Raw genomic sequence first — 12864 nt, 5'->3', positions numbered from 1 at the left:
TGACGGCAGGTGGGGCAACCCGGACAGCGGATTTCGCCGGTGATCACCCGGCACGCGGCCGGGTCGGCCATCCTGTAGCCCATGCCCGGCTACCGCGATCTTGCCCGTGACGGTGAGTTCCGCGCCCTCTTCGCCGCGCACGTGGTGTCGGTGGCCGGGGACCAGTTCGCGCGGGTCGCGCTGGCGGTGCACGTCTACGACCGCACGGCGAGCGCGGGGCTGACGGCGCTGACCTACGCGTTGACGTTCCTGCCCGACCTGGTGGGCGGGCCGCTGCTGTCCGGGCTGGCCGACCGGTTCGCGCGCCGGGACGTGATGGTGGCCGCCGACCTGGTGCGGGCGGTGCTGCTGCTGGTCATGGCCGTACCGGGGCTGCCGCTGTGGGTGCTGGCGGCCGTGCTGGTGCTGGTGCAGCTCGCCGGGGCCCCGCACGGTGCGGCGCGGGCGGCGCTGCTGCCGCACGTGCTGCCCGACGAGCGCTACCCGCTGGGGATGGCGGCGCTGAGCACCGTCACCCAGGCCGCGCAGGTGCTGGGGTTCGTCGCCGGCGGCGCGCTGGTGGCGTGGTGGGGGCCCGCTCCGGTGCTGGTGGCCGACTCGGTGACCTTCGCCGTCTCCGCCCTGCTGGTCAGCGCCCACGTGCTGCGCCGCGCGGTCCCGGAGCACCCGCACGTGCGGGCCTGGTCCTCGGACCTGCTGGGCGGCGCACGGCTGGTCTGGCGGGCCCGCCGGCTGCGGGCCCTGGTCGCACTGGCCTGCGTGTCCGGGTTCTACATCGTCGCCGAGGCACTGGCCGCTCCCTACGCGGCACAGCTGGGAGCGGGCGCGTCGGCGGTGGGGCTGATCCTCGCCGCGCACGCCGCCGGTGCCGTCGCCGGCATGGCCGTGGTCGCGCGCATCCCGCACCACCGGCAGCTCGCCGCCATGCCGTGGCTGGCGGTCGCCTCCTGCGCGGTGCTGCTGCCCGTGCTGCTGCGACCGGGACTGGGCTGGTCATTGGCGCTGATCGCACTGTCCGGGGTCGCGAGCGCCTACCAGCTGCTCGCGAACACCACGTTCGTGCGCGAGGTGCCCGACGCCGCCCGCGGGCAGGCCTTCGGGCTCGCCGTCACCGCACTGCGGGTGTCGCAGGGCGTCGGGGTCGGCCTGGCCGGGCTGCTGGCCGAACGGTGGGCGGCGCACCAGGTCATCGCCGCCGCGGGCCTCGCGGGCGTGCTCGCGGCGTGTGCGGCGGGCTGGTCGTGGCGGCAGGCGGTGGCAGCGCCTGCCCGCGGCACGCCGTGAACGAGAGAGCGGGGTGCCGGCCGTCCACACCGGCCGGCGCACCCCTCTCCCACTGCGTCCCAGGTGGTCAGACGGTCCAGTCGGTGGACGCGAAGGTCCAGTCGGTCGAGGCGAACGTCCAGTCCGTCGACGTGAACGTCCAGTCGGTGGAGGACCGGAAGGTCCAGTCCGTCGACGCGGCGAAGGTCCAGTCGGTGGACAGCGCGGTGTTCATCATGATGACCGTCTCCTTGTGGGAATGCGGGAGTTGCAAGGGGTGAATGGTGCGCGAGAACGCGAGGACTACTCAGGGTGAGGTCCCCCACATGGAGCCACGACTTGGCGTGACCCGGTGGCTACAGTGGTTGGTTCCTGATGGTTTTCGGTGGGGGTGGCAGCGTGCCTTGGCTCGACCCGCGCCGGTGGAAGCTATGGTCTCTTCCTCCTGTCGTGCTGACCTACGTCGTGACGATCTCCGTGACGGCGGCACTCGTCACGCTCGCAACCGCACGGCTTACCCCTGTCGAGGCGCGCTCGTGGACGTGGTTCGCGGCACTCGCCGTCGCCGCCCTGGTCCACCTGGAAGCGGCACGCGGCATCGAACGCATCCGCGAGATCTCCGTGGAGGGTGCCCCGCACGCGCAGATGCAGTCGGTGTGGCAGTTCGCGGGCGTGCTCGTACTCCCGATGCCACTGGTCGTCCTGCTGGTCGTGACCATCTACCTGCACGCGTGGCTGCGGGTCTACAAACGCCGGGCGGTCCTGTACCGGAAGCTGTTCTCCGCCGCCACTGTCATACTTGGATGTGCCGCAGCGCAATGGGTGCTGCACATGTTCTCGGCGTCAGCTCCGTCTGATCTGGACGGTCCACGTGGGCTGATCGCCCTCGCGGTGGCCGGGTTCCTCTACTGGTTCGTCAACTACGCCCTGGTCGTGGGCGCCATCATCATGACCAACCCGGCCAACCCGGTGAAGACCGCGCTCGGCCACGCCTCCGACGTCCTCATCGTCACCGCCTCCGTCGGCCTCGGCTCCGGCGTCGCCATCATCGCCACCGCACGGCCCTGGCTCACGCCGATCCTGCTGCTCACCGTCCTGGCCCTGCACATGGGCCTGCTGCTGCCGCAGTTCCGCGTCGCCGCCCGCACCGACTCCAAGACCGGCCTGGTCGACGCCACCTTCTGGCACGACGTCGCCGAACGCGAGCTCGCCCGCGCCCGCCGCCTGACCTCCACCGTCGGCGTCCTCATCCTCGACATCGACCACTTCAAGGTCATCAACGACACCTACGGCCACCTCGCGGGCGACCGGGTCCTGCGCGCCATCGCCGACTCCGTCCGCCACGCCGTGCGCTCCTACGACCTCGTCGGCCGCTTCGGCGGCGAGGAGTTCGCCGTCCTGCTGCCCGGCGTCGGCACCGACGAGGTCCGCGCCACCGCCGAACGCATCCGCTTCGACATCGCCCGCCTCGAGGTCCCCGCCGTCGACCGCAGCGGCGAACCCCGCGTCATCACCGGCCTGACCGCCTCCGTGGGCGCGGCGGTGTTCCCCGACACCGCGACCGAGCTCAGCCCACTGCTGCTCGCCGCCGACGAAGCGCTCTACCGGGCCAAGAACTCCGGCCGCGACCGCGTGGCCACCGCACCCGCGTTCTGACCGGCCCCCAGGCGAACCCTCACGCGTCCAGGAACGCCGCGATCCGCGCCGACACCTCGTCCGGCTCCTCCACCCACGGGTAGTGCCCCACACCCTCGTGCACGGTCAGCACCGCGTCCGGGAACAGCTCCGCCAGCTCCCGGCACCGCCGCACCGGCGAGATCGGGTCCTCACCGCACGCGTACACCAGCACCGGGTGGTCGAACTCCACCAACGCCCGCCGCAGCACCCCCGGCACGAACGCGCCCTCGGCGTTGTAGCCCAGCGCCACCGGGTACTTCCACTGCCCCAACTCCGCGGCCGCGTGCGCCCGCGCCCGCTCGTCCCACCGCGCGTACAGCAACGGGGACGCCGCCACCCGGTTCTCCACCGAGTCGTCACCGGCCGCGCTGCGCTCCAGCGCCTCCTGCGCCGCCGCGAACCACGGCTGATCGGCGCGAGCGGCGAGGAAGGTGTCCCAGTCGCTCTGCTCCGGCGACAGCCCCACCGACCGCAACGCCGGCGTGAGCAGCACCAACCGGCCCACCCGGTCCGGGAAGTCCGCCGCGTACCCCACGGCGATCCCCGCACCCGCCGAGTGCCCCAGCACGTCGACCCGCTCCAGCCCCAGGTGCCTGCGCAGCACCTCCACGTCCCGCACCAACATGTCCCGCCGGTAGGTGAACGCCTCCACCGGCTCGTCGGACTCACCGGTACCCCGGTTGTCCAGCACCACCAGCCTGCGGTGCCGGTCCAGCCCGCCCAGCGTCTCCAGGTACTCCGACGCCCTGCCGGGACCACCCGCCAGCACCAGCAGGGGAGCACCCTCCCCCACCTCCCGGTAGGCGAGCCGAGTACCGTCGAACGAGGTGAACCGTGCCATGCTGCACATCATGCCGAAGATCGCCACGACCGACCTCGTCGACCGGCCGCAGCTGCTCGAGTTCCTCCGCCCGCGCCACCACGGCGTCCTCATCACCCACCGCTCCAGCACCGGCGGCCCGCAGGTCTCCCCCGTCTCCTGCGGCGTCGACACCAGCGGCCGCATCGTCATCGCGACCTACCCGCAGCGCGCCAAGGTCCGCAACGCCCGCCGCAACCCCGCCGTCACCCTCTGCGTGCTCTCCGACGACTGGGACGGCCCCTACGTCCAGGTCGACGGCACCGCCGAGGTCCTCGACCTGCCGCACGCCCTCGACGACTTCGTCGAGTACTACCGCTGCATCGCGGGTGAGCACCCCGACTGGGACGAGTACCGCGCCGCCATGCTCCGCCAGGGCAAGGCCCTCCTCCGCGTCACCATCGACACCTGGGGCCCCATCGCCACCGGCGGCTTCCCACCCGAGCTCGACGCCTGAGCACCGCGCGGACCGGGCTCAGACCGCCCAGGCACCGCCCCAGCCGCGGGGCCGCTCCAGCACCGCACACGCACCACCGTGCGGCCCCGAGATCGACGCGACCAGTCCGGTCGGCACGGTCGTCGGCCCCAGCAGCACCCGACCGTCCAACTCGGACACCCGCGCACACGCGTCCTCCACGCTGTCCACGGCGAAGTACGTCATCCACCCCGGCGCCCGCCCCGTCCGCAACCGGCCCGCCACCGCACGCCGATCACCCTGCCGCGCCGCCAGGAACACCGCGAAGTCCTCCGACCTCGCCTCCACGTCCCACCCCAGCGCCCCGGCCCAGAACGCGTCGTCGGGCCGCTCCACCATCAGCTCCACCCAGCAGGGCTCCCCCGCACGCGGCGCCGGCGCCCACGGACCGTGCAACACCCGGCCCACGTCCACACAGGACCCGTCCCCCAGCTCCCGCGCCCCGTCGTCACCGAACACCACGCGCCAGCCCGACTCCCCCACCGCCACCCGCGCAGCCAACCGGTCACCGACCCAGCCCGAGAACGAACCACCCGGCTCCGCGATCACCGTCCACCCCAGCACACCGGCGAAGAAGTCCACCGACACCTCGGGCTCGGCAACACCCAACTCAAGACGACGCAGACCACAAGACGACACGGGCATCCCATCAAGGCGGTGATCAGGAGCGCGCACCATCCTCTGCGCCGACCACCCGAGACGACAATGCACCATTCGGCGGCATGCGCTCCGCGTTCACCACCTCACGCAACGGCACCGGCCGGCCCAGGTGGAAACCCTGCCCCACCCGCACCCCCAACCGCCGCAACGCCTCCACCTGAGAAGGCCGCTCCACCCACTCCGCCACCGCCGACAACCCCAGCCCGTTCGCGATCTGCACGATCCCCGACACCAGCACCGCGTCCGCGTCGTTCGTCTCGATCCCCTTCACGAACTCACCGTCGATCTTGATCCCCGTGATCGGCAGGTGCTTCAGGTGCACGAACGACCCGAAACCGGAACCGAAGTCGTCCAGCGTGATCCGGCACCCGAACTGCCGCAGCCGCGTCGCCAGCGACACCGCCGCGTCCAGGTTCGTCACCGCCGCCGTCTCCGTGATCTCCAACCCCAACCGGCCCGGCGCCACCCCCGCACGCCCCAACCGGTCCAGCACGAACCCCGCGAAGTCCGGGTCCTCCAACGTCCGCCCCGACACGTTCACGTTGAACCGCAACGACGAGCTCGGCTCCGCCACCAGCGCGTCGATCGCCGTCGACAACACCCACCGGTCGACCTCCAGGATCAGGTTCGACCGCTCCGCCACCGGCAGGAAGTCCGCAGGCCCCAGGTACGGCTCCTGACCGTCCTCCAACCGCAGCAACAGCTCGTGCCCCAGCGTCTTGCCCGACTGCAGCTCCACCATCGGCATCCCGTACAACGCCAGACCCTCACCCGCGAGCGCCTGCCGCAACCGGTCCAGCACCGACACCCGCTTCACCGTGTCCGCGTAGTGGTTCGGCTCGTACACCGTCACCCGGTCCCGGCCCGCCGCCTTCGACGCGTACAACGCCAGGTCCGCGTTCGCCAGCACCAGCTCCCACGAGTCACCCGGCCCGTACTCCGCCAGCCCCGTGCTCACCGTGATCCGCGCCGGCGTCCCGATCCCCGCCAGCGGAAAACCCGCCACCGCGTCGCGCAACCCGTCCGCCACCGCACCCGCGTCCCGCGCAGAGGACCCCGGCAGCACCACCGCGAACTCGTCACCACCCAGCCGCGCGATCAACTGCTCACCCAGCCGCGACTGCAGCGCCGACGCCAGCATCCGCATCACCCGGTCACCCACCGCGTGCCCGCGCAGGTCGTTGACGTCCTTGAAGTTGTCCAGGTCCAGCACCAGCAACGCACCGGACCCGTTGTTCGCCAGCTCCTTCTCCAACGCCCGCGTCAGCGCACGCCGGTTCGGCAACCCCGTCAACGGGTCCTGCTCGGCCATCCGCACCAGCTCGTCGTGCACCCGGCTCGACTGCGTCACGTCGTGCGCCGTCCCCAACGCCCGCAACGGCGCCCCGGTCTCGTCGACCACGACCTCACCGAAGCACTCGAACACCCGCTCCGCACCGTCCGGGCGCAACATCCGGTGCGTGTAGGTGAACACCGACCCCGTCTTGAGCGCCGTGTCCAGCTTCTCCTCGATCATCGGCAGGTCGTCGGGGTGCACCAGCTGCGCGTACATCTCGAAGTCGAACGCCGTGCCCGGCGCGAACCCGAACATCTCCAGCAACGTGTCCGACCACGTCACCCGGTCCTCCGAGATCGACCACTCCCACGTGCCCATCCGGCCCAGCGCCTGCGCCCGCCGCAGCGCGTCCGCCTCCTGCGTCACCGTCAGCTCCCGGTCACGCCACGTCGACACGTCCACGACCTCGTACATCAGGTCGTCACCCAAACGGCTGCACCGCACCTCGAGCCACCGCGGCCCCGGCGCCAGCACCTCCCGCGCGGGCGACGGCCCCTCCGGCACCCCCGGCAGCAACGCGGGCAACGACCGCCCGTACGCCTGCTCGACCGGCACACCCAGCACAGCGCCCAGCGCGCGGTTGCACCACAACAGGCTGCCGCGCGCATCCGTCACGGCATAGCCGACATCCGCCCGGTCGAGCACCGTGCGGCAATAGGAGGTCACGCGCGTCATGATCGTCCGATCACCGGACGTAAGCAACCCGCTACGCCGGTTGGTTCGCTGGAGTGCGAACGGCTAACGCAGCCGCTCCAACCCCTTCGCCGACTCCACCAACTCCGCCGCCAACTTGCGCAGCTCCTCGTTCTCCGCACCGTCCTGCGCCGCCGTCACCACGTCCTCCGCGGCACACCGCAGCTGGAACAGCCGGTCCTGCAAGTCTGCCAACTCCGCCGTGCTGAGCACCACGGCGTCCTCGGGGAGCCCACCGCGCTGCAACGCCGCCCGCCGCTCGTACGCCCGCTGGCGACACGGCTGAGCACAGTACCTGCGCGGCCGGCCGATCCGCCCACTCCCCGGCAACCGCCGCCCGCACCACGCGCAGTGCCTGGGCTCATCCGCCTCCATGGAGCGCTCCATGGCGCGCGACGGTAGCGGGTGAGCTGGGGTGGGCGTAAGCGACGCGCCACAAACCCCGACGTTCGTAGGGAACCGGACAGCACCGGTCGCGCGATTGGTCCCATTCCGCCACGGACCTGCTCGGCTTCTTCCTGGTTGTTTTCGGTCTTGAGGTGTGTTGAGAGCGTGACCACCTTGGAGTGTTAACTTTGCTCTGCACTGAAACCATAGAATTGAACAAGAAAGTGGTGCGCCACCCAACCGCCACCTCACGGCCGGCTTCGCCAGGCACACTCGCACCCGTGACCCACCCCTACCTCGCCGGCCCGCACCCGCGGGCCTTCGCCCACCGCGGCTGGCACCTCGACGACCTCACCGGCATGGAGAACTCGCTGAGCTCGTTCCGCCGCGCCGCCCGGGAGGGCTACCGCTACGTCGAGACCGACGTGCACGCCACCAGCGACGGCGAGGTCGTCGTCCACCACGACCGCACCCTCGACCGCACCACCGACGGCGAAGGCGTGGTCTCCGCACTCCCCTGGGCCCGGGTCCGCGACGCCCGCGTCGGCGGCCGCGAACCCATCGCCCGCCTCGCCGACGTCCTGGAGGAACTGCCCGAGACGTTCTTCAACATCGACGTCAAGGCCGACAACGCCGTCGAACCCGTCGTCACGCTGCTGCGCAGGACCGGGGCGCTGCACCGGGTCTGCCTCGCGAGCTTCTCCGACCACCGCCTCGCCCGCCTGCGCCGCCTCGGCGGAGCGGGCCTGCTCACCTCCATGGGCCCCCGCTCCGCCGGCGCGCTGTGGGCAGCACGCCGCGTCCCGTTCGCCGGGCTCGCCGTCCGCGGCCAGGTCGCCCAGGTCCCCCGCAGCCAGGGCCGCCTCACCGTCGTCGACCGCCGCTTCGTCGCCGCAGCCCACAAAAGGGCCCTCGAGGTGCACGTGTGGACGATCGACGACGAGGCCGACATGCGCGCCCTGCTCGACCTCGGAGTCGACGGCCTGGTGACCGACCGGCCCGACGTCCTGCGCGACGTCCTGCGCTCACGTGGCGACTGGTAACAGGTTGGACAGTCACCGGATCGGGTGAGTCGGCGGACAAGTACAGTCCGCCGACATGAAGGTCAAGGGCGACGACCCCACTGACGCCACCACCGCCGGCCGCCGCAGGGAACAGCGCGGCTGGGTCTGGTACGACGTGGCGAACTCCGTGTTCCCCACGTCCGTGATCACCGTCTTCCTCTCGCTGTACCTCACCAGCATCGCCGAGAACGCCGCCAAGGCCGACAGCGCGCTCAACGGCGCCACCCCGTGCGCCGGCGACAACGCCTTCGACCGCTGCGACGTCACGCTGCTCGGGCTGCAGTTCCCCGCCGGGTCCCTGTGGGGCTACCTGCTCTCCGTCGCCACGGTGGTCCAGGTCCTCGTCCTGCCGGTCATGGGCGCCATCGCCGACCGCACCCAGAACAAGAAGAAGATGCTCGGCGCCTTCGCCTTCACCGGCTCGGCCGCCACCATCGCCCTCGCCACCGTCGAGGGCACCAACTGGAAGCTCGGCGTCCTCCTCTTCGTCATCGCCAACATCTGCTACGGCTCCAGCGTCGTCGTCTACTACGCGTTCCTGCCCGAGATCGCCACCCCCGACGAACGCGACGCCGTCTCCAGCCGCGGCTGGGCCTTCGGCTACCTCGGCGGCGGCGTGGCGCTCGCGGTCCAGCTGGGCATCACGCTCTCGGCCGACTCGCTGGGCATCAGCTCCGGTGACGCCGCGCGCATCGCGTTCGTCATCTCCGGCATCTGGTGGGCCGCGTTCACGATCATCCCGCTGCGCGCCCTCACCGAGCACCAGAACCCGCACGGCCGCGAACACGGCACCTCGGTCATCTCCGCCGGCTTCAAGGAGCTCGGCACGACCCTGCGCCAGGCCAAGGCCTTCCCGCTCACCCTCGCGTTCCTGGGCACCTACCTGATCTACACCGACGGCATCGCCACCGTCGCGAACGTCTCCGCGCAGTACGGCAGCGTCGAGCTCAAGTTCGAGCAGCAGACGCTGATCACCGTGATCCTGATCGTCCAGTTCGTCGCCTTCCTCGGCGGCGTGCTGCACGGCTTCGTCGCCAAGCGCGTCGGCGCGAAGAAGACGATCCTCGGCTCGTTGCTCGTGTGGATCGTCGTCATCACCGCGGCGTTCTTCGTGCAGGCCGGTGACGAGATGCAGTTCTACCTCGTCGCCGCCGGCATCGGCATCGTCCTGGGCGGCACGAACGCGTTGTCGCGCAGCCTGTTCAGCCAGATGGTCCCGCCAGGACGCGAGGCGCAGTACTTCTCGCTCTACGAGGTCGGCGAGCGCTCCACCAGCTGGCTCGGCCCGCTGGTGTTCGCGGGCGTCGGCCAGGCCACCGGCAGCCTGCGGCCCGCGATCCTCGCGCTGATCATCTTCTTCGTCGCCGGCTTCGTCCTGCTGATCTTCGTGCCGGTCCGCAGGGCCATCAAGGCCGTCGGCAACCCCGAACCCACCCTCGTCTGACCCGCCCAGGGGCGCTGACCGCGGTCAGCGCCCCTTCCCCGTCACGACAACGCCACCCGCGCCCGCCGCACCGGCGCGACCACGCTCCCCACCAACGACACGGCCAGCGCGCACACCACCCAGGTCACCTCGCCGGCCAGCAACACCGCGACCGGCACCAGCAGCAACGCCGCGAAGACCGACAGCGCCCTCCCCAGCACCACATCCCCGCGCACGTAGGCGACCACGCGCACCGCGACCGCCAGCAGCGCCACGACCACCAGCCCGACTCCCGGCGCGAGCCCGGCACCCAGCCCCAGCACCAGCGCTCCCCCACCCCACCACGCCGGCCTGCGCGCGGGCGGCGTCGGTGCCTCCCGGTGGAAACCCAGGCACAGACACGCGAACAACACCAGCGACGGCACCTGGAACGCCAGCGAGAACAGCACCGGCCCCGGTTCCGACAGCGCCACCACGACCGGCACCACCGCAAGCGCGGCCACCGCCTTCGCCACCGTGCGCCTGCCCGCCAGCAGCGCCGCGAACGCCACGACCGGCGCGAGCTCGAACCACCGCACGGGCGCGGCCGGCGGCACCCACGGTGAACCGCCGCGGGTCAGCACCAGGTGCAGGGCGGCGGCACCGGCGTAGAACACGCCCAGCAGCAGTCCCAGCACCCCCAGGGCGCGCACGACCTCACCGCGCCACCGCGCCCGGTCCGGCACGTGCACCAGCGCCGCGCCGGCGGCCAGGTGGGTGCGCACCCCCAGGCCCAGCGTCGCCCACGTCTCCCCCCAGCCCGGCCAGCTGTGCTCCAGGTCCAGCTCGTCGGTCCGCTCGGCGAGGAAGATGCTGACCATCTCCTCCTCGCGGTCACGCCGGTACCAGCCCGGCAGGACCTTCAGCAGCCGCCGGTAGCGGCGCTCCAGGTTGCTCATGCCTCGATCCCCCTCCCCCGCAGCACCGCCGCCGCCGCGCGCACGTTCGCGCTGAGCCTGGCGACCTCCGCCTGCAACGCCCGCACCCCCGAGTCGGTGAGCCGGTAGTAGCGCCGCAGGCGGCCCTGGTGAACCTCCTCGCGGTCGCGCTCGGCCAGGCCGTCGGCCACCAACCGGTCCAGCACCCCGTACAGCGTGCCGACGCGCAGCACGGTCCGGCCCTGCGACAGCTGCTCCACCGCCTGCACGATCGCGTACCCGTGCAGCGGCTCCTCGGCCAGTGCGGTGAGCACCAGGAACGCCTGCTCGGACATGATCCGACCACTCATGTCCCTGAATATATCGCGACGCGAGCTATATCGGGAAGCCGGACATCGGCGAAGTGCTTGTTTCAGTCAACACTGAAACCATCGAGACTCTGAAAACAATTGTTCCGATCCCATGGCGCAGCGAACCGACCTGGTACCGGCGGTGGAGGTGTATTCAAACGTGATGTTTCGGCCCCCGGCGCACCGGCTATCTCCAGCCCACCGGGGCCGGCGAGCACAACAGGAGGAGCACGATGGACAACGACACAGCGCGGGGACGCCGCGGTGCCGGTCGGCGTTGATCAGCCGATTCCTGTTGATCACCGGCCAGGCACTAGGGTGACCCGCCGTGGACGCCCTACCCGATCCGACAGACGCCCTGTCCGCCGTGCCCGTAGCGGGTTCGCGGCGGACCACCCCGGTGGTGGGGCACCTGAAGTTCTTCTTCGGCCCGATGGACTGCGGCAAGTCCACGCTCGCCCTGCAGATCGACCACAACAACTCGCGGCAGGGCCGGCGCGGCCTGCTGCTGGTGCGGCACGACCGGTCGGGGCGTCCGCAGATCTCCAGCCGCATCGGCATCACCAGGGAGGCCGCGGAGATCCGCGACGACGATCTCCGCCGGCTGGTGCGCGCCGAGTGGGCGCAGGGCCGCCGGGTGGACTACCTGATCGTGGACGAGGCGCAGTTCCTCACCCCCGTCCAGGTGGAGCAGCTGGCCGAGCTCGCGGACGACGTCCAGGTCGACGTCTACTGCTTCGGGCTCGCCACCGACTTCCGCGGGGAGATGTTCCCGGGCTCGCAGCGGCTGTTCGAGCTCGCGGACGAGCTGAAGGCGATCCAGGTCGAGGTCCTGTGCTGGTGCGGGGTGCCGGGACGGTTCAACGCGCGGGTGCGGGCCGGACGGGTGATCCGGGCCGGGGACACGGTTCTGGTGGCCGACACGGTGCCGGACACGGAACAGCACCGATCGGGTACGGACAGCAACTGTGTAACCGATACCACGGAAACTACTGTCCGCTACCAGGTCCTCTGTCGGCGTCACTTCCGGCTAGGTGATCTGGGTCCTGACGTCGCACAAAGTGGTCAACTCCGGTTGGCGTGATCGACTTCCCAGTGGCCTGCTAGGCCATTAGAGTGACGCATAAGCCCAGTAGCTTGATAACGCGTCACGATCCTTGAGCGATCGCATCCATTAGTAGGAAGCCTTCGTTGACGAGTGAACGACGTCACTGTGGGCAACCATGAGAGCGAACCGGAAACAAACGGAGCAATCCGGGCGTTGCACACGGTGAGCAAGAAGCCTGGGCCCCGGCCCTGAGCCGAGCGAAAGGACACCGCCATGGCCGACCGCGTTTTGCGTGGAAGCCGGCTCGGAGCAGTCAGCTACGAGACCGACCGCAACCACGATCTCGCTCCGCGCCGGGCAGCGCGGTACGCCTGCCCCAAGGGACACGACTTCGAGGTCCCGTTCTCCGACGACGCCGAGCTGCCTCCGACGTGGGAGTGCCGTCTGCACGGCACCGAGTCGAAGATCATCGACGGTGTCGAGCCGGAGGTGAAGAAGGTCAAGCCGCCGCGCACGCACTGGGACATGCTCCTGGAGCGCCGGTCGATCCCCGAGCTCGAGGAGCTGCTCGACGAGCGCCTCGAAGAGCTGCGCGGACGCCGCACCCGCACGGCCTGATCCGAGCACAGACGCTCAAGCCGTCCCGGTCGCCTTCCGGGGCGGCTTTTTGCGTGCCCGGAAAGCCGCACGCGGCGCACCGGGTGCGGCCTAG

Annotated in this window: 14 protein-coding genes; 7 read left to right on the top strand and 7 right to left on the bottom strand. The window is 71.0% G+C overall.

Annotated elements, in window-relative coordinates:
* Positions 1 to 81: 81 nt before the first annotated feature.
* Positions 82 to 1284 (top strand): MFS transporter, encoded by a 1203-nt coding sequence (locus tag AB0A63_RS28135; RefSeq protein WP_360396706.1) that lies wholly within the window; start codon positions 82 to 84, stop codon positions 1282 to 1284.
* 67 nt (positions 1285 to 1351) lie between these two features.
* On the opposite strand, the gene AB0A63_RS28130 is transcribed toward AB0A63_RS28135, so the two are convergent.
* Positions 1352 to 1537 carry a hypothetical protein gene (locus AB0A63_RS28130; protein ID WP_360396704.1) on the bottom strand — a complete coding sequence of 62 codons (186 nt, stop codon included), beginning with the start codon at positions 1535 to 1537 and terminating at the stop codon, positions 1352 to 1354.
* A gap of 176 nt (positions 1538 to 1713) precedes the next feature.
* On the opposite strand from AB0A63_RS28130, the gene AB0A63_RS28125 reads away from it, so the two are divergent.
* Complete coding sequence (locus AB0A63_RS28125) at positions 1714 to 2919, top strand: GGDEF domain-containing protein (RefSeq protein WP_360396702.1); 1206 nt, start codon at positions 1714 to 1716, stop codon at positions 2917 to 2919.
* Positions 2920 to 2938: 19 nt separating this feature from the next.
* Here AB0A63_RS28125 and AB0A63_RS28120 read toward each other — a convergent pair whose 3' ends face one another.
* Positions 2939 to 3781 (bottom strand): alpha/beta hydrolase, encoded by an 843-nt coding sequence (locus AB0A63_RS28120; protein ID WP_360396700.1) that lies wholly within the window; start codon positions 3779 to 3781, stop codon positions 2939 to 2941.
* A gap of 10 nt (positions 3782 to 3791) precedes the next feature.
* Between AB0A63_RS28120 and AB0A63_RS28115 the strand changes: the two genes are divergently transcribed.
* Entirely contained in the window at positions 3792 to 4256 is a 465-nt protein-coding gene (locus AB0A63_RS28115; protein WP_360396885.1) for a PPOX class F420-dependent oxidoreductase, read from the top strand.
* Between the two features lie 18 nt (positions 4257 to 4274).
* Here the strand turns inward: AB0A63_RS28115 and AB0A63_RS28110 are convergent, their stop codons facing one another.
* The 3 genes from AB0A63_RS28110 to AB0A63_RS28100 all read right to left on the bottom strand — a co-directional run bounded on the left by AB0A63_RS28110 (position 4275) and on the right by AB0A63_RS28100 (position 7350).
* Positions 4275 to 4883, bottom strand: a complete 609-nt coding sequence (locus tag AB0A63_RS28110; RefSeq protein WP_360396698.1) for a hypothetical protein — start codon at positions 4881 to 4883, stop codon at positions 4275 to 4277.
* 52 nt (positions 4884 to 4935) lie between these two features.
* Positions 4936 to 6936 carry an EAL domain-containing protein gene (locus tag AB0A63_RS28105; RefSeq protein WP_360396696.1) on the bottom strand — a complete coding sequence of 667 codons (2001 nt, stop codon included), beginning with the start codon at positions 6934 to 6936 and terminating at the stop codon, positions 4936 to 4938.
* Positions 6937 to 7008: 72 nt separating this feature from the next.
* A complete protein-coding gene (locus AB0A63_RS28100; RefSeq protein ID WP_030475304.1) occupies positions 7009 to 7350 on the bottom strand; it encodes a hypothetical protein in 342 nt (113 codons plus the stop codon).
* A gap of 281 nt (positions 7351 to 7631) precedes the next feature.
* On the opposite strand from AB0A63_RS28100, the gene AB0A63_RS28095 reads away from it, so the two are divergent.
* Positions 7632 to 8393 (top strand): glycerophosphodiester phosphodiesterase, encoded by a 762-nt coding sequence (locus AB0A63_RS28095; RefSeq protein ID WP_360396694.1) that lies wholly within the window; start codon positions 7632 to 7634, stop codon positions 8391 to 8393.
* 55 nt (positions 8394 to 8448) lie between these two features.
* On the top strand, positions 8449 to 9858 hold the full coding sequence (locus AB0A63_RS28090; protein ID WP_360396692.1) for an MFS transporter: 1410 nt from the start codon (positions 8449 to 8451) through the stop codon (positions 9856 to 9858).
* 41 nt (positions 9859 to 9899) lie between these two features.
* Here the strand turns inward: AB0A63_RS28090 and AB0A63_RS28085 are convergent, their stop codons facing one another.
* Together AB0A63_RS28085 and AB0A63_RS28080 are read right to left on the bottom strand one after the other, a co-directional pair.
* Positions 9900 to 10775 carry a hypothetical protein gene (locus AB0A63_RS28085; protein ID WP_360396690.1) on the bottom strand — a complete coding sequence of 292 codons (876 nt, stop codon included), beginning with the start codon at positions 10773 to 10775 and terminating at the stop codon, positions 9900 to 9902.
* Positions 10772 to 11104, bottom strand: coding sequence for a PadR family transcriptional regulator (locus tag AB0A63_RS28080; protein ID WP_360396688.1), 333 nt, complete (start codon positions 11102 to 11104; stop codon positions 10772 to 10774). The genes AB0A63_RS28085 and AB0A63_RS28080 overlap by 4 nt, the downstream gene beginning before the upstream one ends.
* 367 nt (positions 11105 to 11471) lie before the next feature.
* Between AB0A63_RS28080 and AB0A63_RS28075 the strand changes: the two genes are divergently transcribed.
* Both AB0A63_RS28075 and AB0A63_RS28070 read left to right on the top strand, forming a co-directional pair.
* The gene (locus tag AB0A63_RS28075; RefSeq protein WP_360396686.1) at positions 11472 to 12188 is read left to right on the top strand and encodes a thymidine kinase; all 717 of its coding nucleotides are present in this window, start codon (positions 11472 to 11474) and stop codon (positions 12186 to 12188) included.
* A gap of 237 nt (positions 12189 to 12425) precedes the next feature.
* The gene (locus AB0A63_RS28070) at positions 12426 to 12770 is read left to right on the top strand and encodes an RNA polymerase-binding protein RbpA (protein WP_030466135.1); all 345 of its coding nucleotides are present in this window, start codon (positions 12426 to 12428) and stop codon (positions 12768 to 12770) included.
* Positions 12771 to 12864: the final 94 nt, after the last annotated feature.

The organism is Lentzea sp. NPDC042327, assembly GCF_040647275.1.
GTDB lineage: Bacteria > Actinomycetota > Actinomycetes > Mycobacteriales > Pseudonocardiaceae > Lentzea.
The sequence above is the reverse complement of the archived record's forward strand: the minus strand, read 5'-3'. Positions and strand labels throughout refer to the sequence as shown.

Coding starts and splice junctions, on each gene's coding strand:
- AB0A63_RS28135 (WP_360396706.1), top strand. CDS start 82: ATGCCCGGCTACCGCGATCTTGCCCGTGACGGTGAGTTCCGCGCCCTC.
- AB0A63_RS28115 (WP_360396885.1), top strand. CDS start 3,792: ATGCCGAAGATCGCCACGACCGACCTCGTCGACCGGCCGCAGCTGCTC.
- AB0A63_RS28120 (WP_360396700.1), bottom strand. CDS start 3,781: ATGGCACGGTTCACCTCGTTCGACGGTACTCGGCTCGCCTACCGGGAG.
- AB0A63_RS28080 (WP_360396688.1), bottom strand. CDS start 11,104: ATGAGTGGTCGGATCATGTCCGAGCAGGCGTTCCTGGTGCTCACCGCA.
- AB0A63_RS28070 (WP_030466135.1), top strand. CDS start 12,426: ATGGCCGACCGCGTTTTGCGTGGAAGCCGGCTCGGAGCAGTCAGCTAC.
- AB0A63_RS28085 (WP_360396690.1), bottom strand. CDS start 10,775: ATGAGCAACCTGGAGCGCCGCTACCGGCGGCTGCTGAAGGTCCTGCCG.
- AB0A63_RS28090 (WP_360396692.1), top strand. CDS start 8,449: ATGAAGGTCAAGGGCGACGACCCCACTGACGCCACCACCGCCGGCCGC.
- AB0A63_RS28100 (WP_030475304.1), bottom strand. CDS start 7,350: ATGGAGCGCTCCATGGAGGCGGATGAGCCCAGGCACTGCGCGTGGTGC.